Source organism: Streptomyces sp. NPDC046557, from assembly GCF_040645975.1.
Classification (GTDB): domain Bacteria; phylum Actinomycetota; class Actinomycetes; order Streptomycetales; family Streptomycetaceae; genus Streptomyces.
The window spans coordinates 29163-52886 of record NZ_JBEYZH010000001.1; the positions used below are offsets into that span (position 1 = coordinate 29163).

The following is a 23724-nucleotide window of genomic DNA, read 5'->3' on the forward strand; positions in this document are numbered from 1 at the left end:
CGGCTGAAGCCGTCCTCGTTCCACACCGGTCACACAGGGGGTTGGGCACATGGGCACGGCGACGCAGGTACCGCAACGCGACGAAGTGGCGGCCCTGGAGGCGGCGCCGGAGGTGGAGGGCGAGGAGTTGTCGGCCGAGGAGGCATGGTCGACGCTGCGCCGGTACGGCGGCTGGAGTCTCGTACGGGACTCCTTCGTCCGGTTCCGGTACGCCGACGGGTTCAGCCACTCCAGGGCGCTGGCCCTCCAGACGGTGCTGTCGATCGTCCCGCTCGCCATCGCCCTCGTCGGCCTGTCCGGCGTGCTGCACACCGAGGACATCGGGCGGGTGGCGGAGCTGACGATCCGCCGGCTGGCGAGCGGGCCGAGCCAGGACGTCGTGGACGACGCGCTGGCGCGGAGCCACCACCGGGCCGGGGACGGGAGCCAGGTCGCCCTCTGGCTCGGCCTGCTGTTCTCGGTGGTGAACGTGACCACGAGCCTGTGCCAGGTCGAGCGGGGAGCCAACCGCATCTACGGCACGGAACGCGACCGGCCGTTCCTCTCGAAGTACACCCGAGGGCTGGTGATGTCCGTGCTGGCCGGGCTGCCGCTGGGGCTCAGCTTCGCGGTCACCGTCCTCGGGGCGGACCTGGGCCGGGCGGCGGCGGAGGTCTACCACCTCGGCGCCGGCACGGTCCACGTGTGGGAACTGCTGCGCCGGCCGGTCGGGATCCTGCTGGCGATCCTCGCCACCAGCGCCATCTTCCGCCTCTCCCCCCGCCGCACCCAGCCCGGCTACACCTGGCTGGCCTTCGGCGCCACGGTCTACCTGGTGCTGTGGCTGGTGGCGACGTGGGGGCTGAGCCTGTACGTGGGGGCCGGCGGCTCCTTCGCCACCGTGTACGGGCCGCTCAGCGCCTTCGTGTCCCTGCTGCTGTGGTCCTACCTCACGTCGATGGCCCTCTTCCTGGGCCTGGCCTTCGCCGCCCAACTGGAGGCCGTTCGGGCCGGGGTCAGGGACCCGGTCACCGAGGATCCCGGCGTCTGACCCCGCCGTCCGAACCCGGACAGGCGCCCCGGCAGGGCACGATGACAGATCCGACCAACTCCCGAAGGGAAGCACGAACACCATGGCGACACGCCCCATCCACCCCCGGCGACGCGTCGCCCGGCTCCTGTCCGGCCGTTTCGGGCCCGACGCCCGGTTCGGGGCGCGGCTGGTGACGACGGTCGCGGCCACCACGTTGGTGTCCGTGCCCTTCGCGGTCGCCCTGGTCCTGGTGGAGTCCCGGTGGGCGCCGTTGCAGCGGCTGGACGAGGGCGCCGCCGAGCGGCTCCACCGCACCGCACTGGACCATCCCGCGTGGGTGCGGGTGCTCGACTTCCTCACGCACGTGGTGTGGGACCCGGTGACGATGCGCCTGCTGGTGGCGGCGCTGGTGGTGTGGCTCCTGCTGCGCGGGGCGGTGCGCCTGGCACTGTGGGCGGCGGTCACCGCGACGGCGGGCGGCCTGCTGGGTCTGCTGGTGAAGAACGTGGTCGAGCGGACCCGGCCCCATCTGCCGGACCCCGTCTCCCAGGCGCCCGGCTTCTCCTTCCCCTCCGGCCACGCCATGACGGCCACCACCTCGTGCGCCGTTCTGCTGTTGGCCCTGCTGCCGCTGGTGCCGCATGCCTGGCGTCCGCTCCCGTGGGCGCTCGCGGTGGTGTCCGTCCTCGGGGTCGGCTACACCCGGGTGGCCCTGGGCGTGCACTGGGTCAGCGACGTGGTGGGGGGCTGGTTGCTGGGTCTGGCCGTGGTCACGGCGACCACCTTGGCCTTCGAGGCGTGGCGGGCGGAGGTCGGACGCGGTCGGACCACGCCCGCGCAGGGGTTGGAGCCGGAGATCGTGGCCGAACGTCCGGAACCGCCGGCGGGCGCGGCGGATGGCCGAAAAGATTCGGTGGACTCCCCGCGCATACCTCATGAGGGGCCGGGGCAATGCGACAAGAACCGGGGGTAAGTTCTAGCGGATACACCCCTTCCCTTGGTCGACGACCCCGATCGAAGATCATGGGCGGCACGGAACTAGTTCGTCCGCTTCGTTGACCAGGCACGCCTACCCGATGAGGATCCATGCGCTTCCGCTCCGACTCCCCCTCCCCCCACCCCATATGGAGATGTGGTGAAGGTTCCGGCCACGCGACCGCCCCGGAACCCGCCTGCTCCAGGGAGGACATCCACCGCTACGCCCGGCTGGGACCGGCCCGGAGGACGAGCGGGGGAGCGCTGGTCCCTTGAGGTTCCGGATCGGCCGTCCCGGCAGTACACCCGACCGAGAGCGCGCGGAGGAACGGGCATACGCCTCCGGCGACGCGGAACGCCCGTCCGCCGAGGCCCCCTTGTCGGAGCACGAGATACACCTGATCAAGTCATCGGCGGCGGCGGTCGCACCCGTGGCCGCGGAGATGACGGTGTACTTCTACGCCATCCTGTTCACCCGCCACCCCGAGGTGCGGCCCATGTTCCCGTCCGGGATGGACGCCCAGCGCGGTCGCCTCCTGCGCGCGCTCCTGCACATCGTGGACGTGGTCGACGACCCCGCGAACCTTGTCCGCTTCTGCGGGCACCTCGGCCGCGACCACCGCAAGTTCGGTACCCTCGCCGCGCACTTCCCCGCGGTGGGCGCGTGCCTGCTGGCCTCGCTCGCCCGCTACGCCGGCCCCGCCTGGACGCAGGACGTCGCCGACGCGTGGGCGAAGGCGTACGGCGTGGTCTCCCAGGTCATGATCGACGCCGCCGAGGAGGACGCGGCCGTGCGGCCCGCCGTCTGGCCCGCCACAGTGGTGCACCGGGTCCCGCGCGGGCACGGCATCGCCGAGGTCACGGTACGGCCCCACCTGCCCTACGACTACCAGGCCGGTCAGTACGTGAGCCTGGAGACCCCGTGGTGGCCGAAGCTGTGGCGCTACTACTCCCCCGCCAACGCGCCCCGCGCGGACGGCACCCTCACCTTCCACGTCCGGGCGGTGCCCGGCGGCTCGGTCAGCGACGCGCTGGTGCACCGGGCCGCGGTCGGCGACGTCGTACGCCTGGGCCCCCCGATGGGCGACATGGTGCTGGACGCGGCGGTCCACAGCGACCTGCTCTGCGTCGCCGGCGGTACGGGTTTGGCCCCCATCCGCGCCCTCGTCGAGGAGGTGGCCCGCCGAGGGGGACGCCATCAGGTGGACCTGTTCCTCGGTGCCCGCACCGGCGCCGAGCTGTACGGCGTCGACGACATGCTGCGCATGGCCCAGAAGTACCACTGGCTCACCCTCAGAGGCGCGGTCTCGCACGAGCACATCCCCGGCATCCGTGGATCGCTGCCGCAGGTACTGGCCGAATACGGACCGTGGTACCAGCACGACGTGTTCCTCAGCGGACCGGCACCAATGGTGGAATCCGCCAGCGAAACGCTCACCCGGCACGGTACGTTGCCCGACCGCATCCATCACGACCCGTTCGAGACTCCCGTCCTGTCGGCTCGCTGAACCGCTCCCCCGTCCCCCTCCCAGGAGAAGTCCCGTGATCTTCCCTCCACCGTCGTTCGGTTCGGCCGGTGAGCACCGGCTGCAGCAGCAGTTGGGTACGACCGAGCGCGCCGCCCGCTTCTACGACCAGCAGGTGCGCCCCCACCTCACGTCCGAGATGCGGGAGTTCATAGGCCGCCAGATCATGGTCTTCCTGGCGACCGCCGACTCCCGCGGGGAGTGCGACGCCAGCTTCCGCGCCGGGCCGCCCGGATTCGTCCACGTCATCGACGACCACACGCTCGCCTACCCGGAGTTCCGCGGGAACGGTGTGCTCGCCAGCGCCGGCAACATGAGCGAGAACCCCCACCTGGGCATGCTCTTCGTGGACTTCACCCACCACCACGTGGGGCTGCACGTCAACGGCGTCGCCCGGCTCTACGACGACGCCGACCTGCGCCGCGTCCACCCCGCCCTGCCCGTCGACGTCGCGCCGGGGCGCAGCCCCCACTTGTGGGTCCACCTCACGGTGGAGGAGGCGTACATCCACTGCTCGAAGTACATACCCCACTTGGAACCGGCCCCCCGTCCCGCCGGTCACGACGCGGGCCGCCCCAAGGACGCGGATTACTTCACCAAACGCCGTGCGCCCGTGTGGTCGAGCCTTTCGTAGTCCGGGAGGGGGCGCGCGGGCAGGGGGCGCATGGGCGCGGGCGTGAGGGGCACGAGCGCGCTGTGACATCGACTCCGCACAGCGAAGGGCGCCGTGGGCCGGCCCCCGCCGCCGTTCCCGCCCCCGCCGCGGCCGTCGCGGCGCGCGCCCGCAGGGCGCTGCGCGGTACCGCCGTACGGCTGTGGCACGACAACGTCGCGGACTCCGCGGCGGCCCTCACCTACTACGGCCTGCTCGCGCTGCTGCCCGCGCTCGTCGTCGCCGTCTCCCTGGTGGGGCTGCTCGGGGACGCGACGCGGCAGCGCCTCGTGTCCGACCTCACCTCCTACGCGCCTCCGCAGTCCGCCCAGGTGCTCCAGGACGCGCTGAACGGCCTGTCGGCGGCGCACACCTCGGTGTGGACCCTCGCGTTCGGCGGGGTGGTGAGCGCCCTGTGGTCCGCCTGCAGTTATCTCGCCGTGTTCCGCCGGGCCCTGCACACGATGCACCGGGTCCCCGACACCCGACCGCCGCTGCGCGCGGCGCACACGCTCCTCATCACCGCGTCCCTGCTCCTGTTGCTCCTCGTGGTCGGCGCCGTGGGTCTGGTCGCGTCCGGTCCGCTCGCCCACCGGATCGCCGCGGCCGGCGGGGTGGGCGTGCGGAGCCTGACGGTACTGCGCTGGCCGGTCCTGCTGGTGGTGGTCACCCTGCTGATTCTGGTCCTCTTCCGTACCGGGCCCGCGTGCACCCGCGGCATTCGGCGCGGGCTGCCGGGGGGAGTCCTGGCGGCGGCCCTGTGGCTCGGCGCGTCGTTCGCCTTCACCCTCTACACGCAACTGAACACCTACGGCCGCCTGTACGGCTCGCTGGCCGGGGTCATCGTCTTCGTGGTGTGGTTGTGGTTCGCCAACCTCGCGCTGCTGGCGGGGGCCCAGTTCAACAGGGAGTGGGAGCGCGCCCGCGCGGGGTGAAACCGCGGACGGAACAGTGCCCGGACCGAGGTGGTATCCGACCCGGTCGGCCGGGTCGTCGGCGGCCGGACCGATGTCCACGACGACGCGTGGGAGGGCGTGTCGGCGGTGATCCGGTTGGACGGGCGGTTCGGACCGGAGGCGCTCGCCCGGGCTGGACTCCTTCTCGCACCTGGAAGTCGTCTACCACTTCGACCGGGTCCCGGCCGACTAGGTGGAGATCGGGGCGCGCACCCGCGCGGCAACACCGACTGGCCACTGGTCGGCATCTTCGCCCGGCGCGGCAAGAACCGCCCCAACCTGCTCGGGGTCTCCCGCTGCCGACTGCTGCGCGTCGACGGGCTCGATGTCCACGTGCGGGGTCTCGACGCGGTGGACGGCACGCCCGTGCTCGACATCAAGCCCTACATGTCGGGGTTCGGGCCCCGGGGGGCCACCAGCCGGCCGGAGCGGGCGACGCAGATCATGCGCCGGTACTGCTGACGGGCGGAGGCGGGGTCGTCAGCCGCCGGGGGCCCGGTCCACGACCAGGCGGACGGCGGCCGTCGTGAGGTCCGGGTCGTGGAGCTGGACGTAGTGGTCGCTGCCCGTGGCGAGCAGGTGCGGGGTCTGCGGCGCCAGTGCCACGAGCGACCGCTGGGCCTCGGGCCAGGCCACTTCCAGGTGGGTCAGCAGCTGCTTCGGCATCGAGGGGGGCGCGGCGAAGGGTTCGGTCTTGCTGAGGACGGCGATCGGGACGTGTGGCAGCGGACCGGCCCGGTCGATGGCCGTCACCGCCCCGTCGATGTCGACCTGCTCGAACGCCGGGTCGGCGTCGTAGGGGGTGCCCGGGTGGCGCAGCCCACTCACGTAGTCGGCCCAGTCGGTGCCGAGGCCGCGCTTCAACGCCGGAGCCAGCGCGTCGACGAGGACGAGGCCGCGGGTCCGGTCCGGGTGCCGCTTCGCGTACAGCAGCGTGATCATCCCGCCGTAGGAGTGGCCGACCAGCACGTACGGTTCCGGGACCCGGCCCGCCGTCAGGAGGCGGTCGAGGTCGCGGACGGCGTCGGGGAGTTCGCGGGTGCCGGTCACCGGGCTGCTGCGGGTGGTGAGGGTGGGCGGATCGGTGTAGCGCAGGGTGCCGGGCCGGTCGTACAGACAGACCCTGGTGAAGGCCGCCACGCCCGGGAAGACCGCCGGCGCCTTCGGTACGGGCGGCGCGGTGTCGGTCATCGTCCAACCGTCGGACGCCTCGTGCAGGCCCGACACCAGGACGACGGTCGGCGTCCCGGTGCCCCGACAGCGCAGGTACACGGTGCGCCCACCACCGATGTCGACGTGCCGAACGGTGTCACCCCCGTCCGCGGAGGGGGCGGGGGCGCGGGCCGGGGTGGGGACGGGCGGCCGGGCGGTGGCGGGCGGCAGTCCCGCCCAGAGGGTCAGCGCGGCGGTGAGCGCCGCCAGGACGGCTGCGCGGGGGGCTCGTCGCATGTCTCGGACCTCCTTCCGGGCCGGCCCGGTCTACGGTGCGAAGACGCGCGAGAGGTACGAGCCGAGCCCGGGACCGCCCGGCGGGCACAGGCGGGCCCCCAGGTAGCCGTCGGGACGCACGACGAAGAGCGTGGGGTCCTCCCCCACCCCGTACAGCCGGGCGAACTCGCCCGCCCCGTCGCGGTAGACGGGGAAGGGGGCAGCCCCGCCCGCGTCGGTGGTGGCGAGCACCGCGCAGATGTTCACGCGGTCCGGCGCCAACTCGTGGACGACCTCGGTGACGTGCGCCACGTCGGGCACCTCGGGCCCCTTCCCGTAGAGCACCACGGTGTGTTCCCGGCCGCGCAGCACGTCGAAGAGGCGCAGCGGGTACGCGGCGATGGCGGTGCGGAGCCCACCGCAGTCCGGCGCGCGCTCGCCGGGCCGCGGGCCCGGCCCGGCCTCGGGCTCCGCCGGTTGGACGAGGGGGCTGTCCGGGTAGCCGACGAGGAGTTGCGCCTCACGCCGCAGCACGCTCATCGGGTCACCGCGGTCGGTGTGGATGCCGTGGGCGGCGTGCCGGACGGTGCGCCCGACGACCTCCAAGCCGACGGGCCGGCGCTCGGCGTCGTAGCTCGCGAGCAGGTCCGGGTCGGCGTCGCCGTCGACGGCCAGGGCCAGTTTCCACGCCAGGTTCCAGGCGTCCTGGATTCCGGTGTTCATGCCCTGCGCCCCCGTCGGCGGGTGGATGTGCGCGGCGTCCCCGGCGACGAAGACCCGCCCCCCGCCGTACCGGTTCACCAGCCGGTGGCTGATGCGGAACACGGAGGACCAGCGCAGCGCGGACGCGGTGGTGGGCCGGGGCGACAGCCGGTCCAGCACCTTCTGTACGTGGGCCAACTCGGGCGCCCGGCCGCCCTCCAGGCCGTGCGCCACCTCATCGGTGCCGGCCCGCGCCGCGGTGGAGAGCTCCGGCGCCACCAGCATCGACACGCGGTAGCGGCGCTCGCCCGGCAGCGGGATGCACACCAGCAGGTCGTCGACGGCGCCCTCGGCGTTGCGGTGTTCGCTGCGCACGCCGTACCCGTAGGGCATGTCCCAGTCGACCTCGATGTCGGCCAGCATGTACTCGTCGGGCAGGGCGCCGCCCTCGAAGGTCAGTCCGAGACCTTCGCGCACCAGGCTGTGCGCGCCGTCGCAGCCGACGAGGAAGCGCGTACGGACCTCCTCCTCGCCGTGCGGGGTGCGCAGCAGGCCGGTGACGCCCGTGGCGTCCTGGGTGAAGGAGACCAGTTCGGTCTCGCGCTCGATCGCGGTCCCGAACCGGTTCAGGTACTCCTCCAGGATGCGTTCGGTCTCGTACTGCGGCAGGGCGGCGAACCCGTACGGCACGTCGGGCGGCAGCGACAGCTCGATGCGGGTCTTCGCGACGCCGTTCTCGTACATGAGCTGCCCGCGCATCGGTACGGCGATGTCGAGGACGGCCTGGACGAGGCCCATCCGGTCCCAGACCTCCAGGGTGCGGGGCTGGATGCCGACGGCCTTCGCGTAGGGGAGCCTGGCCGGGAGCCGGTCGACGACGCGGCAGGAGGTCCCCCGGCGGCGCAGCTCGGCGGCGGCGGACAGACCGACCGGTCCGGCTCCCACCACCAGGACGTCCGCGGGTGCCGTGTCGTGGTACGCCATGGCGTTCTCCCGGGGGGTGTGGTCCGCCACGAAGGGTGCACCTCCATGGTGGCCCGGCGGTCCCGGAGCGGCCATCGCACGGACACCGCCCCCCCGCGCCGGCCGTCGGGCCCGGGCCGTGCGGTCGGGGCCGGGGAGTCAGGGCCGGGGGCCGGGCACGGCGGTGGCGAGCCCTGGGTAGTCCACGACCAGGCCGTCGGCGTCGAAGATGACGTCACTGCGGAAGTCGTCGGACTCGTAGCGGATCGTCCGGGCGCCGGTCGGGGCTTGCCCCAGCGGTGTGTACGTCTGCCGGTCCGCGCTCACCGCGAGGTCCGGCACGGAGACCCAGGCCATCAGGAAGTCGCGCGCGCCGGCGTCGGGCCGTCGATGGAGGTCGTGCCGGAGCACGGGCATGGTGTTGGTGAGCGGGCACAGGCCCAGGTCGCAGTCGAGGGCGCCGTCGAGGTCGGGTCGGGGCCCGCCGTCGCCGGTCCACCGTCCCTCGTCGTCGCGCCGCAGGTCCAGGCCGATCGTCGTGTCGTGGGTCTCGACGGTCACGGACAGGCGCCGGGTGACGTAGTCGGGGCCGGTCTCCAGCTCGTACGCCAGCCAGTAGGGCGCCGGTTCCAGCCCCACGGCCCGGCCCCGCGCGCGCAACCGCCCTCCGGCGAGCTCCGCCCACGCCGTGGTGTGTCCCCGCGAGGGCAGGATGTCCCAGGTCCGCACCAGAGCGTGCGTGTCGAGCCGCGCCATGGGGCGCAGTCTAAGGGCTGTCCGCTCACGCGACCGCGTGGAAGAGGGCCGCCGCCTCGCCGCGGGAGGCGACGCCGAGCTTCGTGAGGATCTTCGCGACGTGGAACTTGACCGTCGACTCGCTGATGTGGAGTTCCTGGGCGATGGCGCGGTTGCGGTGTCCTCGTGCGAGCCGGGTGAGGACTTCGAGTTCCCTCGCGCCCAGCGCTCCCAGTGGGTCGATCGCGCCGGCCGCGGGGGCGTCGGGGGTGGTCAGCGGGATGAGCGCGGTCACGGTGGTGCCCCAGCCGGGGACGGGGTCGATGTCGAGGCGTCCGCCGAGGACCTCCAGTCGGTCCGCGATCCGGGTGGGGCCCAGGCCGCAGTAGCTCATCCCGCCCGGGCCGTCGTCGCGTACGGTCACCCGCAGTTCCTGTCCGACGACCTGCCAGCCGACGTGGACGCGGGTGACGGGGTCCTGTTCGAGGACGGCGAGCAGCAGCTCGCGGGCGATGGCCCGCGCCGTGTGGGCGACGTCGGCGGGCACGCCGCGGGTGGAGTCGGGTGCGCCGAGCTCCAGTCGTACCGGGCTGTGGCGCAGCAGCGGGCGCAGCGAGTCCGCGAGCCGGGCGAACGCCTCGTCGACCCGTTCCTCCGCCATGGCCTGGTCCCGTTCGGCCTCGGCCCGCAGTTCGGCCAGTCCCGACACGGCGAGTTCGGTGGCGGTCGAACGCGCGGCCGCGTCGGGGAGGTTGCGGCTGCGCAGGACCCCGAGGAGGGCGGTCAGCGTGGCGCTGTGGCGGGCGCCCAGTTCGGCGATGACCCGGGCGCGGGTGTCGGCCGCGGCGCGGGACCGGGCGAGCGCGCCGGGCGCGGCCTCGGTGGACAGCCGGTCGAGGTGGCTGGTCACCAGGGTCCACAGCGCCTGGACCGCGGCGAGCGCCGCGGCGTCGGCGGGGGCCGCGCCCTCGTCCCGTACGAGGACCAGCAGCGCGCCCCGCTGCGTCGCGTCGGACATGACCGCGATGACGGGCCGGTCGGCCCCGGCGATGGTCGCCCTGCCCTGCCAGGGCCGTCCCGCGGCGCCGGCGAGGAACAGCGGCTCCATGTCCGCGGTGCCGATCCGGGTCGCGTACACCTCGTCGCCGAAGGACTTGAACGGCGAGTGGGCGCAGTGCGTGGACAGTTCGGCGGCGGCCCGGTGCGGCACCAGTGGGGTGAGGACCGCCGAGAGCCGGGGCAGGATCTCGCCCAACGGCTGCCTGATGACGTCGTATCCGGCGGCCAGCGCCACCAGCGTCGCCTCACCCGCCGCGAGCGCGGCGGCCGTTCCGGTGGTCGGGGGCACGGCGGTGGGGGGCGTGACCTCGGGGTGCGTGACCGTGGGTGGCACGACGGTGAGGGGCGGGGCGGTGAGGGGCGGGGCGGTCACGGTCGGCTCCATGCGGTCAGCGTAGTCGGAGCCACCCTGCCCGCCACTGGACTTTCGACCAGGTCGGACTGGCCCGAAGACGGGCCGGTTTCCCCTCCGTCCGGCCAGAGGCTTGAGCCATCGACCGACAAGCGGTCACAGCGGGGAGACTGACATGCAAGCGATCGTGTACGACGAGTTCGGCGGCCCGGAAGTCCTGCGTCACGAGGAGATCGACAAGCCGGAGCCGGGCCCCGGCGAGGTCCGGGTGAAGGTGGTGGCCGCCGGCGTCAATCCGCTGGACCACAAGCGGCGTTACGGCTGGGTCGAGGAGTTCTACCCGAGCGTGTTCCCAGTGGTCCCGGGGGTGGAGTTCGCCGGTGTCGTGGACGCGATCGGCGAGGGCGCCACCCATGTCGCCGTCGGTGACGAGGTCCTGGGGTGGACGCGGACTGGGGCGTACGCCGCGTACGCCATCGCCGACGACATCGTCCGCAAGCCGGCCGGGCTGTCCTTCGAGCGGGCCGCGTCGTTGCCGGTGGCCGGTGAGACCGCGCAGCGGGTGCTGGACCTGCTGCGGGTGAGGGCGGGCGAGACGCTGCTGGTGCACGGCGCCGCCGGAGTGGTCGGCTCGGTGGCGGTCCAGCTCGCGGTGGCCGCGGGGATCACCGTCATCGGCACGGCTTCGCTGCCCAACCACGACTTCCTGCGTTCCCTGGGAGCCGTCGCGGTCGAGTACGGGGACGGTCTCGGCGAGCGGGTACGGGTGGCCGCGCCGGACGGTGTGGACGCGGTGTTCGACGCGGCGGGCCAAGGCGTGCTGCCCCTCTCCATCGAGCTGGCGGGCGGCTCCGCGGAGCGCGTCGTCACCATCGCCGATCCGGACGCCGCCGCGCACGGGGTTCTCTTCACCGGCGGCGGTACGGACCCGGCCGCGATCCGCGCCGGTCTGGCCGAGCACGCCCGGCTGGCCGCCGAGGGCCGGCTGCGGGTGCGACTCGGTGAGGTGTTCGACCTGGCGGACGCCGCGAAGGCGCAGGAGCTGAGCCAGTCGGGTCACGCCCGCGGCAAGCTGCTGATCCGGCCCTGAGGCCGGCGGCCCGGCGCGGGCCCGGGTTCCGGCGCGGGCCCGGGTTCCGGGACCGGTCGGGGGCGTGAGAGGGTCGGGCCCGACAGGAGGTGGGCAAGGTGACCGGTGGGCCGTCCCGAGGGCTGGTGCTGGTGGCGGACGACGACGCGGCCATCCGCCGCTCGCTGGAGCGCGGGCTGCGGTTGAGCGGCTTCACGGTGCTCCTCGCCGAGGACGGTCCGGGCGCGCTGCGGGTGCTCGCCGACGGGAAGCCGGACGTGGTGGTCCTGGACGTGTCGATGCCCGGCCTGACCGGCACGGAGGTCTGCCGGGACCTGCGCGAGCGGGGCGACGAGACGCCCGTCCTCATGTTGTCGGCGCTCGACGAGCTGGCGGACCGGGTCGCCGGGTTGCAGGCCGGGGCCGACGACTACCTGGTGAAACCGTTCGCGCTGGAGGAACTGGTGCTGCGGCTGCACGCCCTGCTGCGGCGCCGGCCGGCCCAGGCTCCCTCGGACGTGCTGCGGGCCGGGCCGCTGGTGGTGGACGAGGCGACCCGCCAGGTGCGCCACGGTGCGGCCGAAGTCCACTTGACCAGGCGGGAGTTCGAACTGCTGGTGCAGTTCGTGCGCAACGCCGGGATCGTCCTCACCCGGGACACGTTGCTGGACCGGGTGTGGGGGTACGACTTCGAGGTGCGCACCGACGCCGTCGACACCTTCGTCAGCTACCTGCGGCGCAAGCTGGAGGAGGGCGGCCGGCCGCGGCTGATCCATACGGTGCGCGGGGTCGGCTTCGTCCTGCGCGTGCCGGACGGCCGGAGCGGGTCGTGAAGCTCGCCACCCGCATCGCGCTCTCGGTGACCGTGGTGGTGCCGCTGCTGGTGCTCGCGGCGGGGCTGCTCGTGCTCGGGCTGGTCACCCGGGACCTGCACCAACAGCAGGACTCCCGGCTGCGGGGCCGGGCCTCCGCCGTCCTCCCCGATGTCCGGACGCTGCTCGCGGCCGAGCTGAAGGGCCGGCCGAAGGTGGAGCAGAACCAGCACCGCAAGGTCCTGGGTGACGCCCTCGACGCGGGTATCCGGGTGCGGGCCGCGGACGGGACCGTCGTCCTGGAGGGCGGCCCCCAGCCCGCCGATCCGGCGCGGCTGCCCGTGGGGACGCCGGACGGGCCCGTGACGGTCCGCGCCAAGGGGCACGCCTGGCGGGTGTTGGCCGTCCCGGTGACGGGCACGGCGCCCGGGACGCTCTGGCTGGTCGCCCCCGCCTCCGCCGCGGACCCGCAACTCGTCGCCGTGCGCGGCCGGGTGCTACTCGTCGCGCTGTTGTCGGCTCCGGTGGCCGGGCTGATCGCGTACGGCCTGGCCGGGCGGGCCACCGCCTCGGTACGGCGGTTGAGCCGCCGGGCCGCCGCGCTCGATCCGCGCGCGGGCGCCGCTGCCTTCGCCACGGCGCCGGTGAACATCGCCGAGGTGGACGAACTCTCCTCGGCCATCGGCCAGTTGCTGGCCCGCTACGACGAGCAGGCGGTCCGGACGGAGCAGGCGCTGGAGACCGCCCGTTCGTTCTCCTCCGCCGCCTCGCACGAGCTGCGCACACCGCTGATGAGCATGCGGACGGACCTCGACGTGCTCGCGGCCCACCCCGACCTCTCCGCCGCCGAACGGGCCGAGGTGGTCCGGGACCTCAAAGCCGATCACGCCCGGTTGCTGGAGTTGCTGACGGCGCTGCGGATGCTGGCCCGGGGCGACCTGGTGGAGGCGTCCGCGTTCGGCCCGCTCGACCTGGCGGAGTTGGTGGACACCGCGCTGGGCGAAGCCGGGCGACGGCGTCCCGAAGCCCGGCTGGGCGCGGAACTCCCGGCCGAGTTGTGGGTGCGCGGTTGGGAGGCGGGGCTGCGCATCCTGCTCGACAACCTGCTGGGCAACGCCGTGACGCACGGACACCTGCCGGACGAGTCGCCCGAGGTCTCCGTCCGGCTGCGCGCGGAGGGCGGGTACGCGGTCCTGACCGTGGACGACGCGGGGCCCGGCGTCCCGCCCGAGGAGCGGGAAGCGGTCTTCCGGCGCTTCCACCACCGCCCGGGCAGCCCCGGCTCGGGGCTCGGGCTGACGCTGGTCGCCCAGCAGGTGGCGCTGCACGGGGGCACGGTCACCGTCGGGTCGGCGCCCGGCGGCGGGGGCGCGCGCTTCGAGGTGCGCCTGCCGTTGTCGGCCCCGGAGACCCCCGTTCCGCCGCTCCCCTCCCGCCGCGACTGGATCTCGCGCGGCGATTGAGGACGGCCGACCGGCCGCGGACCGAGGGCGACCGCCGGAGGACCCACAAGAAAACCACAAAGACCGCCCCTACCGTCCTGCTCGGCCGGTCCGTTCGAGGTTCCGGCCCAGTCCGTACGAAGGGGATACCATCATGCTCCACAGCCGTAGGACCGCCGCCACGATCGGCGCCGTCGCGCTGACCGGCGCCCTGTTCACCGCCGCTCCCGCGCAGGCCGACGCCGGCGCCCCGGCCGCCGGCGCGACGCCGAAGCCCTCGTCGAAGTCCGCGCCCAAGGGCGACGGCGCCAAGGCCGTCTGCAAGCGTCTGCCCAAGACCGAGGGCCGCGTCGACGCCGCGGTGACCCGGCTGAACGGTGACGCCACCGTCTCCGGCTCGATCGCCCGGCTGGAGCAGCGCGTCGCGAACGCCAAGTCCGAGGGTCACACCGAGATCTACACCTACCTCAACGACCGGCTGACCGCCCGCAAGAACCTGCTGCCCACGCTGCAGAAGCGGCAGACGGACCTCAAGGCGGTCAGCACCTGGTGCGCCGCGCAGAAGTCCAAGTGACCGGCCGCGCCGCCGCCGGCCTCGCCGCGCTGGCCGCCGGGGCGGCCCTGCTGCTGACCGGCTGCGGGCCGGGCGCGAGCGCCCAGCCCAAGGAGCCCCGGTCGGTGTCCGACGACGCCAAGGTCAAGGAGATGCGGGACAACCTGGACGCCGCCGACGCCGCCGCCTCCGAGGCGGACGCGGACGCCACCCAGAACAACTGAACAACTGGGCGGCTGGGCGGCTGGGCCATTCGGCTGCGGTGGCGCGCGCGGGCGGTGTGACCGGGTGAGGCTTGCGGTCAAAGTCTTCATCCGGTTCCACGCCTAGGGAAAGGTCCGGCCCATGCCGTTCTGCCATCGCAAGGACCTCGGGCTGCTGGCCCTGCGCCTCGGTACGGGTGGCGTACTCATGGCCCACGGCGCCCAGAAGCTCTTCGGCTGGTTCGGCGGGGGTGGCCTCGAAGGCACCGCCCGGGCGATGGAGCACATGGGGTTCGCCCCGGCGCGCCCCAGTGCCCTGGCCGCCGGGCTCGGCGAGGCCGGCGGCGGTGCGCTGCTCGCGCTGGGGCTGGCCACGCCCGCGGCGGGCGCCGCTGCGGCCGGCGCGATGGCGGGGGCCGTCTCCGTCCACGCGCCGGCCGGGTTCTTCGCCCAGGGCGGCGGTTTCGAGTACCCGGCCTTCCTCGGCTTCGTCGCGGCCGCGCTCGGCCTCGCCGGGCCGGGGGAGTTCTCCCTCGACCACTTCACGCGCCACCGGCTGGACCGGCCGGCCGTCCTGTTGCTGGCCTTCACCGTCAGCGCGGCCGCGGCGACCGTCGTCGTCACCCGTCGTAACGCGGCCGTGGCCGCCGCGGCCGACGAGGGCCCGGGCGCCGGCGCGTAATGTCCAGGCGATCGACAGCGCGCCCGGCACGCCGGGACACGGACGACACGCGCGCCCGAATCCGGTCCTCCGCCCGCAGGGCCCGCGGCCGCCGCCCCGTCCCCGGTCCGACGGCCGTGGCTCCGTTGCTCGTCACGGTGGCCGGGTACGCCTGGCGGATCCTGGTCCTCGCGGGCTTCGCCTACGGTGTCTTCGCCGTCCTCGGACGGTTCCACGAGGTCGCCGTCGCGGTCTTCCTCGGCTTGGTGGTGACGGCGATGCTGCGGCCCCTCGCCGACCTGCTGGCCCGGCGCGTTCCGCGACCGCTCGCCGTCGCCTGTGCCCTGATCGGCAGCATCATCCTCGTCCTGGGCGTGCTCGCGTTCGTCGGCGAGACCGTCGCCGGCGAATGGGACACGCTGGTGACCGAGTTCAAGGACGGCCTGGCTCGGATGCAGCCCTGGTTGGAGCGCCCGCCGCTGCGGCTGAACGCGCACGCGCTGAGCGATGCCCAGGCCCGGATCGGGGAGTACCTCTCCAGCCACCGCTCGGACATCCTGAACACCGCCGTCAGCGGGGCGGGGCGCTTCGTGGAGGTCCTGACGGTGGCCGCGCTGGCCCTGTTCTGCTCGGTGTTCTTCATCCACTCGGGCGACCGGCACTGGCAGTGGTTCTGCGACCAGCTCCCGGCCGGCGCGCGCCACCGGGTCGCCGTCGTCGGCCGTGCGTCGTGGCGCACCTTCACCGGCTACACCCGCGGCATCGTGCTGGTCGCCGGCACCAACGCCATTCTCGTCGGCGTCGCCCTGCTCGTCCTGCGCGTGCCGCTCGCGGTGCCGCTGGCCCTGCTGGAGTTCGTCGCGGCGTTCATCCCGCTCATCGGTTCGCCCGTCGCCCTCGCGGTCGCCGCGATCATCGCGCTGGCCACCCGGGGGCCGCTGATCGCCGGGCTGGTGATCGTGCTGATCGTGGTGATCGGCCAGATCGAAGGACATCTGCTGCACCCCCTGGTCATGAGCTGGGCCGTGCGTCTGCATCCGGTGATCGTGGCGCTGTCGGTGGTCGCGGGCGCGATCGCCGCCGGGGTGGTGGGGGCGGTGGTCGCCGTTCCGCTGGTTTCGGTCCTGTGGTCCGCCGTCCAGGCGCTGCGTGCCACGGCCCCGCCCTGACCTCAACGGCGGACGCGCGCGCCCGTCCCCGTCCTCCCCCGGACGGGTGATCGGGCGTACTCCCGGGGGATCCGGGCGGCGCTTTCAGTGCGTGGTCAGCGGGTGGTCCGGGGCGAGGATCCGTGCGATGCGGGAGGCGATCGTCTGGGCCGGGTTCTCCTCGGTGGCCTTGGGGCCTTGCGTCGTGCTGACGGCGATGGACAGCCGCTGCGCCGGGAGGTACGCCTGCACGGCCGCGTAGCCGCTGAACGACGGGTTCTGGACGATCCAGTCGTGGACGACGAGGACGCCGAACCCGAAGTGCTGGGCTGCGGTGTTCTTCAGGCAGACGTCGGCGGGGCAGGCGTCGGTCTTTCCGCCCAGTCCGACCGTGCCGGGGTCGAGCAGCGTCTTGAGGCCCTGCGCGGAGAGGAGTTCGCCGCTGCCGATGGCCCGGGCGGAGCGGGCGACGTCGCAGATGTCGCTGGTGAGGACCGCGCCGGCCGCCGTCGTCCAGGACGGGTTCCAGTAGCTCGACTCCTCGTAGACGCCGCGTTCGGAGGTGAAGGCGTGCAGCGCGGGGGCCGGGATGTCGGGGGTGAAGGAGTTCTGCGTCCCGTACAGCCCGAGCGGGGTCGTGATGCGTTCGGTCAGCAGCCGGTCCAGGCGCGTGCCGGTGATCTTCTCCAGGACGACGCCCAGGATCTGGAAGTTGGCGTGCGAGTAGCTCCAACTCGTGCCCGGCTTGTACCAGAGGGGATGGGCCGTGGCGATGCCCACGGTGTCGGAGAAGGACCAGTGCCGGAAGGGCGCGGCTTCGAGTTCGGTGAGGAACTTCTGGTCGGTGACGTAGTCGTGGAGGCCGGAGGTGGAACTGCCGAGCATCCGCAGGGTGATCTCGGAGGCGTGCGGCAGCGTGGGCAGCCAGCGTGAGACCGGGTCGTCCAGGCTCACCTTGCCCTCGTCGACGAGTTGGAGCAGGACGGTGGCCATGTACGCGATGGCGACGGAACCGGAGCGGAAGTGCATGGCGGGGTCGGCGGGGACGCCCGTCATCGACTCCCCCACGGCGCCGGTGACGACGTCGCGGTCACCGGATACCGCCTTGAAGATCACCGAGTTCAGGTGCAGGTCCTGCGCCGCCTGCCGGACGGCGGCCCTGATCCGGGCCGGCTGACCGCCCTCGGACTCCGGGGAGCCGACACACGGCTGCGGCGCACTCGCGGCGGCCGCCGTGGAGGGGATGCCGGTGGGGAGGATCGCGGCGACGATTCCGGCAACGCAGAGCAACGCCGTTCGGGTACGCCTCACGTTCCCCAGTATCTGCGGAAGGCCCCGACTCCGCCCTTTCACTCCATCGGGGCCTCCCGCCCGGTCCACCGGCAAGGCCATGAGGAGGCGGATACCTACGAGGCCCGGGCCCGCCGGGTCGGGTCGAACCGGCCGAAGAGCGCGTGGAGCAGTACGGCGGCGAGCGTGCCCGCCACCACCCCGCTGCCGAGGATCGTCCGGGCCCAGCCGGGGAACCCCTGGTAGAGGTCGGGCGCCACCACGGGCAGCAGACCGGCCGTCAGGGCCGGCGCGGCGACCGTCGCGTACGAGCTGTCACCCGAGCCCGGATCGGCCGCGGCCGGCAGCGCCCGCCCGAGCATGGTGACGCCCATGACGGCGATGATCCCGTAGATGACGAGGGCGGATCCGCCGACGACCGGCGGCGGGATCGCGGCCAGCAGCCGGGACAGCGGCGCCGGCAGACCCACCAGGACCAGCAGCACGCCCGCCCCCGCCGTGACGAACCGGCTGCGTACGCCCGTCAGGCGGCCGATGCCGATGTTCTCCGCACTGGTGACCAGCAGGGAGGTACCGAACAGGGCGCCGAAGACCGAGACGAGCGCATCGGCCCTGGCGACGCGCGGCACGTCGCGTCCGGGGTCGGACTGCCGGCCCACGGTCTGGCTGTTCAGGACGGTCTGTCCGGTGAACTCGGCGAGGGTGGTGAGGCTGAACACGAGCAGCGGCAGGGCGGCGAGCACGTCGAAGTGCGGGGCCCCGTACGGCAGGAGCCGCGGGAGCGCCGGCGTGCCGAGGCTGCCGCCGCCCGCCGGCGCGAAGGCGCCCAGCCCCGTGGCCAGCGCGATCAGGGCGCCCGCGCCCATGCCGAGCAGCACCGCCGTCTGGCGCCAGACCCCGCGCAGCACCAGGAGCAGCAGCACGGTGCAGCCGATGGTGGCGGCCGCCAGGATCACCGCCGAGGGGGAGGCGTACCCGGGGGCCCGCGCTGACCGGTGATCAGCTGGGCCGCGACGTGGATCATCGCGATGCGATCAAGAGCACGGTGGTGCCCATGACCAGCGGCGGGAAGAGCCGCACGATCCTGGCGTAGAAGGGCAGCACGGCGAACAACAGCGCCGCGGCGAGGAGGACGGAGCCGGTGGCGGTCGCGGGACCGTGGTCCTTGGCGATCTGGAGGAAGAGGGCGGTCGCCGCTCCGCCGGGCAGCATCACGAAGGGCAGCCGGGCGCCGATCCGCCAGAACCCCAGGGACTGGAGCAACGCGCCCGCTCCGCACAGCAGGAGGGTGGCGCTGAGCAGGGACGCCGTGCGGGCGGCGTCGAGTCCGAGGGCCTGGCCGGTCAGGAACGTGGTGGAGACGGGGGCGGCGATCATCGCCAGGACGTGCTGCGCGGACAGCGGCAGCAGCCGGCGCAGCGGGAGCCGCTCGTCCACCGGCGGCACCGGCTCCTTCGGGCGGGACTCCAGGGTGTCGGGGGCGCTCACGACGTGGTCTCCGCGTTCAGCCACGGCAGCTCGCGCGCGGAGTAACGGTAGGCGCGGAAGACGGCGTTGGGCTCCGAGGGGAACAGGCCGCGCACCTCGGATTCACGGTATCCGCCGAAGTACGGGACCACGTACTCCCAGCACAGGTAGCCCTCTGGGGTCACTTCGAAGAGCCTGCCGGACGGCGAGTCCGTGACAAGCGTGTTGCCGCCCGGCAGGCGCTGCGCGCTGCCCATGAACGGGGCGAAGAACGCCTCGCGCGCCGGGTCGTGGTACTCCCAGACGACTTTGCCCGACGACCGCTCGATCTCGATGACGCGTGAGTACGGCACGTCCGCGTGGGGGCGGAAGACGCCGTTGTCGAAGACGAGCAGGTTCCCGTTGGCGAGTTCGGTCGGCGCGTGCTGCTGGGAGACGACGCCCGGCTCGGTGCGCCACAGGATCTCGCCCGTCTCCCGGCTGATGACGACGACCGCGGACACGCTGCGCAGGCCGGCCAGGATGTTGCCGTCGGCGAGCGGTGCGACGCTGTTGATCAGGGGCCAGTGCTCGCGCGAGTAGGCGGGGTGGAGGGCGTACTCCTCGCGGTCGAGGTGTTCGGCGGCGCTCCACGCCCAGGTCACCGCGCCGTCGGCGTCGACCTCGCGGATGGTGTCGGCCCACACGGTGGCGTCCGCCTCGGAACCGGGTACGCCGCCGCGCACGCTCTCGGCGTCGGCGCCGCGCAACGGTTCGAGCGCGGTGTAGAGGAGGCGGCCGTCGCCGAGGTGGTGGGCGTCGTGGTGCTGGAGCGGGTCCCGGAATTCGCGCAGGATCGTGCCGTCCGGGGCGGCTTCGAGCATCACGCCGCCCCGGTACTTGTGCCACATGGGGAAGAGGGCCGGCTCGTCGGGGAGTACGCCGCTGTAGGCGAGGTTCCCGTTGGCGAGGATGCGGGCGTGCCGGCCGGGGCGGTACGGGAGCTTCCACTGGTGGACGACCGTGCCGTGGGGGTCGATCAGGTACACCTCGCCGGTGCCGGTGAGCGGGGCGAAGAGGGTGTAGCCGCCTTCCGAGACGTCGGGGTCGAGCGCGATGAGACCGGTGCCCCGGCGGCGGCGGAAGTTCTGGTCGACTGCGGACATTGGGTCCTCCTGTGAAACTTTCTTTGATGACACCAACTGGGTTAGAAGGTAGCGGGGAAGTGTTGCGGCACTGTGACGGCCGTGCGAAGCCGCTCGCGGACTGCGAGAAGATGATCGGCGGAACGCAGCCGAACCGAGGAGCCACGTGACAGACGAAGCCCCCGCCCCACGGATCGGGGCGGGCATCCGCCGGCGGCGCAGGAGCCTCGACCTGACCCTGGCCGAGGTGGCCGCGTCGACCGGCCTCTCCTCCCCGTTCCTCAGCCAGGTCGAGAACGACCGGGCCCGCCCCAGCATGCGCTCGCTCCAACTCATCGCGGACGCCTTGGAGACGACCGCGGTCCAGCTGATGGCCGCCGCCGAAAGCCCGCGCCGGATGGACATCGTGCGCGCCGACGCCGATCCCGGGCTGGACCCGGCCGCCCGGGTCCGTCCGCTGGTGCGCGGCCACCACCAGATGCACGCCCTGGAGTTCACCGGGGGCCACGACGCGGACCGGGCGTTCGAGCACCGCAACGACGAGCTGATGTACGTCGCCGACGGCACGGTGGAGGTCGAGGCCGACGGCCGCACCCACCACCTGGGCCGGGGCGACACCCTCTACCTGACGGGCGGGATCCGCCACCGCTGGCGCGCGCTGGAACCGGGCACGCGGGTGCTGCTCGTCGCCGTCGCCGATCACATCGAGGCCACCCCGGACCCCCGCGCCTGACCGGTCAGGGCACCGGCCGGACCGCCTCGGGGACCGGGTCGCCGGCAGGGCGCCCGCGGGCGGCCGGAGGTTACTCGCGAGGAAAGCCCACATGTGGCTATGGTGAGCGCCCTCGGTCGAACCCTCCTTCGGATCGCAAGGAGAACCGCGCCTTTGTGCGCCGATCGAAGGGCGTCCTGCCAATCCAGGGCCCATATTCGAGTGCAGAGCGACGTGTGTCGGCAACACCGCCCGACGTCGGCTCGGTACGAGCCGACCTGCCCTCGCCCCGTCACCCCCGGGGCTGGAGGGCGGCGGTCTTCTCATTCACCTACCTCGCGAAGGCAAGGCAGAGATGGCACGAGTCACCCGACAGTCCTCCCGGCAGCAGCAGACGCATCCCGTCGACGAGTTGCTGCCGTTCCCTCAACTCGCCCTGTACGGCTTCCAGCACGTCCTCGCGTTCTACGCGGCGGCCGTCATCGTTCCCGTCCTCCTCGGCAGCGCCCTCGGGCTCTCCCGCGCGGAACTCGTCCACCTCATCAACGCGGACCTGCTGACCTGCGGCATCGCCACGATCATCCAGGCGCTCGGCGTCTGGAAGATAGGCGCGCGGCTGCCGCTGGTCCAAGGCGTCACCTTCACCGCCGTCTCCCCCATGATCGCCATCGGCCTCGGAGCGGGCGGCGGCACCGCCGGCCTGCTCGTCGTGTACGGCGCGGTGATCACGGCGGGCATCGCGACGTTCCTGTTCGCGCCGGTGTTCAGCAAGCTGGTGCCGTACTTCCCGCCCGTCGTCATCGGCACGATCCTCACGATCATCGGCATCACCCTCATCCCGGTGGCCCTCCAGGACGCGGCCGGCGGCGCGCGGCTGATCGGCACCCCCGCGTACGGGGAGCCGAAGAACCTCGCCTACGCCCTGGGCACCCTCCTCTTCATCCTGGCCATGGCCCGCATCGGCAAGCCGTTCCTCAGCAGCGTCGCCGTGCTGCTCGGCCTCGTCGGGGGCACCGCCGTCGCCTGGCTGTTCGGGGACGCCGACTTCTCGGCGGTGGGCGACACCGACTGGTTCGGGGTCACCACCCCCTTCCACTACGGCATGCCCCGGTTCGAACCGCTGCCGATGATCGCCATGCTCGTCGTCATGCTGATCACGATGGTGGAGACCACCGGGGACGTGTACGCCATCGGCGAGATCACCCGCAAGCGGGTCGACACCGACACGGTCGCCAGGGCGCTGCGGGCCGACGGTGCCGCGACGGTGCTCGGCGGCATCCTCAACTCCTTCCCGTACGTGGCGTTCGCCGAGAACATCGGCCTGGTGCGCATGTCCAAGGTGATGAGCCGGTACGTGGTCGTCGCGGCCGGGGTGTTCATGTGCGTGCTGGGGCTGCTGCCGAAGGCGGGCAGCCTGGTCGCCTCGATCCCCAACCCGGTGCTCGGCGGGGCCGCGCTGTCCATGTTCGGCATGGTGGCGGCGGTCGGCATCCAGATCCTGGGGAAGGTCGACCTGCGCGAGGAGCGCAACGCGCTGATCCTGGCCGTCAGTCTGGGGGCCGCGCTGTTGCCGACCACGGTGGCGCCGTTCTTCGAGCGCATGCCGGACAACGTCCGGGCCGTGCTCGACAGCGGCATCACCCTGGGCGCGCTGTCGGCGATCTCCCTGAACCTGTTGTTCAACGTCTTCACCAGCCGCTCCACGATGGAGATCGACTGGGACGACATCGAGGACGACGGCGTCGTCGAGCCGCGTTACGCGGCGGGCGCCGGCTGAGTCGGTACGACCGAAGGCGCCCGGCCGGGGTGGACCTGTGGGTCCGTCCCGCGCCCGCGCCCGGGTCGACGGCGGTGGCAGCGGCGGCTCAGCGGTCGAGCGTCAGCGGTGACGCCTCGCCCGCCTCGCCGATCAACTCCCAGAAGTGGTCCACGAGTCGGCGCAGGTACGCCGACCGCTCGGCGGCGATCTCCTTGAGCCGGGCGTCGTCGTTGCGGGCCACGAGGTGCCCCATGTAGCGCTCGGCGAAGTCCGAGAACTCCGCGTGCATCGTGCGCAGCGCGTCGCCCACGCTCGTCACGTCGACCACGACGATCTCCGCCACCGGGCCCACGTACGCCTTCCACCGCCCCTCGATCGCCGTGCGCAGGAGGCCGGCCAGTTCGTCGACCCGGCCCATGATGCCGGTGAGGGCGCGCAGTGACAGGCCCAGCGCTTCGACCAGCGCTCGGGTCTGCCAGGTGTCCCCGTGCCACTGCCGCCCGGCTTCCGCCGCACGGTACTCCTCGGGGTCCATGCCTATGCGGTAGGCCAGCCGTTCCACGGTGAGTTGGCGGGCGAGGCGGAATTCGGCGAGGGTGCGCGGCGCGACTCCCATCAGCGTCGTGGTGTCGCACCACAGGGCGTTGGCGAGCGCGAAGAGCTGCTGGTCGGTCGGGGCGTAGGAGCCCAACTCCCAGGCGGCGACCAGTTCGGGGTGGACGGGGGTTCCGCAGGCCGCCATCGACTGCGCCACCTGGGCGGTCGTCAGGCCCACGCGTTCGCGTGCGGAGCGGGCCTCTGCGGGGGAGAACGGAGTGCTGTACACGTACAAGACACCTCGCAACGCCCTCGGAGCGCGAAGCGTTCGAGGGGAGACGGATCGGTGGATGAACATCCAGGAGCGGGCACACTAACAGACGTTCCGTCGGTACGATCGCCCATACCCCTTGGATATGAAGGCGGGAAGCGCGTTCCGGAAATGATCTTCGGAAATCGCCCCAGGGGCCGGGGAGCACCCCGAACTTGCGGTCCGACGCACTGTCCACCGCGGCGCACCCGGGCACGCGTTTGGGCCACGACGGCAGGTCCGCCGTTCACCACGGCTCGCGCATCATCGGTCTTCA

At 73.1% G+C, this 23724-nt stretch carries 24 protein-coding genes; 15 read left to right on the forward strand and 9 right to left on the reverse strand.

What is annotated here, in order from left to right:
• Nucleotides 1-49: 49 nt before the first annotated feature.
• The 6 genes from ABZ934_RS00140 to ABZ934_RS00165 all read left to right on the forward strand — a co-directional run bounded on the left by ABZ934_RS00140 (nucleotide 50) and on the right by ABZ934_RS00165 (nucleotide 5583).
• Nucleotides 50-1030, forward strand: a complete 981-nt coding sequence (locus ABZ934_RS00140) for a YihY/virulence factor BrkB family protein (protein ID WP_361306833.1) — start codon at nucleotides 50-52, stop codon at nucleotides 1028-1030.
• 82 nt (nucleotides 1031-1112) lie between these two features.
• Complete coding sequence (locus ABZ934_RS00145; RefSeq protein WP_361306835.1) at nucleotides 1113-1985, forward strand: phosphatase PAP2 family protein; 873 nt, start codon at nucleotides 1113-1115, stop codon at nucleotides 1983-1985.
• Between the two features lie 274 nt (nucleotides 1986-2259).
• Nucleotides 2260-3495: a globin domain-containing protein gene (locus tag ABZ934_RS00150; RefSeq protein WP_361306837.1), complete on the forward strand. Its 1236-nt coding sequence runs from the start codon at nucleotides 2260-2262 to the stop codon at nucleotides 3493-3495.
• A 37-nt stretch (nucleotides 3496-3532) separates the two neighbouring features.
• Nucleotides 3533-4147, forward strand: a complete 615-nt coding sequence (locus ABZ934_RS00155) for a pyridoxamine 5'-phosphate oxidase family protein (RefSeq protein WP_361308626.1) — start codon at nucleotides 3533-3535, stop codon at nucleotides 4145-4147.
• Between the two features lie 62 nt (nucleotides 4148-4209).
• Entirely contained in the window at nucleotides 4210-5100 is an 891-nt protein-coding gene (locus ABZ934_RS00160) for a YihY/virulence factor BrkB family protein (protein WP_361306839.1), read from the forward strand.
• Between the two features lie 30 nt (nucleotides 5101-5130).
• On the forward strand, nucleotides 5131-5583 hold the full coding sequence (locus tag ABZ934_RS00165; RefSeq protein WP_361306841.1) for a TrmO family methyltransferase: 453 nt from the start codon (nucleotides 5131-5133) through the stop codon (nucleotides 5581-5583).
• A gap of 18 nt (nucleotides 5584-5601) precedes the next feature.
• Here ABZ934_RS00165 and ABZ934_RS00170 read toward each other — a convergent pair whose 3' ends face one another.
• From ABZ934_RS00170 to ABZ934_RS00185, 4 genes are all read right to left on the reverse strand, one after another.
• Complete coding sequence (locus tag ABZ934_RS00170; RefSeq protein WP_361306843.1) at nucleotides 5602-6570, reverse strand: alpha/beta hydrolase; 969 nt, start codon at nucleotides 6568-6570, stop codon at nucleotides 5602-5604.
• Between the two features lie 30 nt (nucleotides 6571-6600).
• Nucleotides 6601-8235: an FAD-dependent monooxygenase gene (locus tag ABZ934_RS00175; RefSeq protein ID WP_361308628.1), complete on the reverse strand. Its 1635-nt coding sequence runs from the start codon at nucleotides 8233-8235 to the stop codon at nucleotides 6601-6603.
• 138 nt (nucleotides 8236-8373) lie between these two features.
• Nucleotides 8374-8970, reverse strand: coding sequence for a putative glycolipid-binding domain-containing protein (locus ABZ934_RS00180; protein WP_361306845.1), 597 nt, complete (start codon nucleotides 8968-8970; stop codon nucleotides 8374-8376).
• 25 nt (nucleotides 8971-8995) lie between these two features.
• Nucleotides 8996-10393, reverse strand: coding sequence for a LuxR C-terminal-related transcriptional regulator (locus ABZ934_RS00185; RefSeq protein WP_361306847.1), 1398 nt, complete (start codon nucleotides 10391-10393; stop codon nucleotides 8996-8998).
• Between the two features lie 142 nt (nucleotides 10394-10535).
• Between ABZ934_RS00185 and ABZ934_RS00190 the strand changes: the two genes are divergently transcribed.
• The 7 genes from ABZ934_RS00190 to ABZ934_RS00220 all read left to right on the forward strand — a co-directional run bounded on the left by ABZ934_RS00190 (nucleotide 10536) and on the right by ABZ934_RS00220 (nucleotide 16269).
• Nucleotides 10536-11450 (forward strand): NADP-dependent oxidoreductase, encoded by a 915-nt coding sequence (locus ABZ934_RS00190; RefSeq protein ID WP_361306849.1) that lies wholly within the window; start codon nucleotides 10536-10538, stop codon nucleotides 11448-11450.
• A 98-nt stretch (nucleotides 11451-11548) separates the two neighbouring features.
• Nucleotides 11549-12262: a response regulator transcription factor gene (locus tag ABZ934_RS00195; protein WP_361306851.1), complete on the forward strand. Its 714-nt coding sequence runs from the start codon at nucleotides 11549-11551 to the stop codon at nucleotides 12260-12262.
• Nucleotides 12259-13704: a HAMP domain-containing sensor histidine kinase gene (locus tag ABZ934_RS00200; RefSeq protein ID WP_361306853.1), complete on the forward strand. Its 1446-nt coding sequence runs from the start codon at nucleotides 12259-12261 to the stop codon at nucleotides 13702-13704. The genes ABZ934_RS00195 and ABZ934_RS00200 overlap by 4 nt, the downstream gene beginning before the upstream one ends.
• A 133-nt stretch (nucleotides 13705-13837) precedes the next feature.
• Nucleotides 13838-14257: a hypothetical protein gene (locus tag ABZ934_RS00205; protein ID WP_361306855.1), complete on the forward strand. Its 420-nt coding sequence runs from the start codon at nucleotides 13838-13840 to the stop codon at nucleotides 14255-14257.
• Complete coding sequence (locus tag ABZ934_RS00210) at nucleotides 14254-14460, forward strand: hypothetical protein (protein ID WP_361306857.1); 207 nt, start codon at nucleotides 14254-14256, stop codon at nucleotides 14458-14460. Before ABZ934_RS00205 ends, ABZ934_RS00210 begins: the two co-directional genes overlap by 4 nt.
• A 121-nt stretch (nucleotides 14461-14581) precedes the next feature.
• Nucleotides 14582-15121 carry a DoxX family membrane protein gene (locus ABZ934_RS00215; protein ID WP_361306859.1) on the forward strand — a complete coding sequence of 180 codons (540 nt, stop codon included), beginning with the start codon at nucleotides 14582-14584 and terminating at the stop codon, nucleotides 15119-15121.
• Nucleotides 15122-15237: 116 nt separating this feature from the next.
• Entirely contained in the window at nucleotides 15238-16269 is a 1032-nt protein-coding gene (locus ABZ934_RS00220; RefSeq protein ID WP_361306861.1) for an AI-2E family transporter, read from the forward strand.
• 84 nt (nucleotides 16270-16353) lie between these two features.
• On the opposite strand, the gene ABZ934_RS00225 is transcribed toward ABZ934_RS00220, so the two are convergent.
• The 4 genes from ABZ934_RS00225 to ABZ934_RS00240 all read right to left on the reverse strand — a co-directional run bounded on the left by ABZ934_RS00225 (nucleotide 16354) and on the right by ABZ934_RS00240 (nucleotide 20150).
• Complete coding sequence (locus ABZ934_RS00225) at nucleotides 16354-17559, reverse strand: serine hydrolase domain-containing protein (RefSeq protein ID WP_361306863.1); 1206 nt, start codon at nucleotides 17557-17559, stop codon at nucleotides 16354-16356.
• A gap of 95 nt (nucleotides 17560-17654) precedes the next feature.
• Nucleotides 17655-18494, reverse strand: a complete 840-nt coding sequence (locus ABZ934_RS00230) for a solute carrier family 23 protein (RefSeq protein ID WP_361306865.1) — start codon at nucleotides 18492-18494, stop codon at nucleotides 17655-17657.
• A gap of 64 nt (nucleotides 18495-18558) precedes the next feature.
• Nucleotides 18559-19026, reverse strand: a complete 468-nt coding sequence (locus tag ABZ934_RS00235) for a solute carrier family 23 protein (protein WP_361306867.1) — start codon at nucleotides 19024-19026, stop codon at nucleotides 18559-18561.
• A complete protein-coding gene (locus tag ABZ934_RS00240; protein WP_361306869.1) occupies nucleotides 19023-20150 on the reverse strand; it encodes an aryl-sulfate sulfotransferase in 1128 nt (375 codons plus the stop codon). The genes ABZ934_RS00235 and ABZ934_RS00240 overlap by 4 nt, the downstream gene beginning before the upstream one ends.
• A 145-nt stretch (nucleotides 20151-20295) precedes the next feature.
• On the opposite strand from ABZ934_RS00240, the gene ABZ934_RS00245 reads away from it, so the two are divergent.
• Together ABZ934_RS00245 and ABZ934_RS00250 are read left to right on the forward strand one after the other, a co-directional pair.
• The gene (locus ABZ934_RS00245) at nucleotides 20296-20862 is read left to right on the forward strand and encodes an XRE family transcriptional regulator (protein ID WP_361306871.1); all 567 of its coding nucleotides are present in this window, start codon (nucleotides 20296-20298) and stop codon (nucleotides 20860-20862) included.
• 334 nt (nucleotides 20863-21196) lie between these two features.
• Nucleotides 21197-22618 carry a nucleobase:cation symporter-2 family protein gene (locus ABZ934_RS00250; protein ID WP_361306873.1) on the forward strand — a complete coding sequence of 474 codons (1422 nt, stop codon included), beginning with the start codon at nucleotides 21197-21199 and terminating at the stop codon, nucleotides 22616-22618.
• Nucleotides 22619-22706: 88 nt separating this feature from the next.
• On the opposite strand, the gene ABZ934_RS00255 is transcribed toward ABZ934_RS00250, so the two are convergent.
• Nucleotides 22707-23426: a transcriptional regulator gene (locus ABZ934_RS00255; RefSeq protein WP_361306875.1), complete on the reverse strand. Its 720-nt coding sequence runs from the start codon at nucleotides 23424-23426 to the stop codon at nucleotides 22707-22709.
• Between the last annotated feature and the right edge of the window lie 298 nt (nucleotides 23427-23724).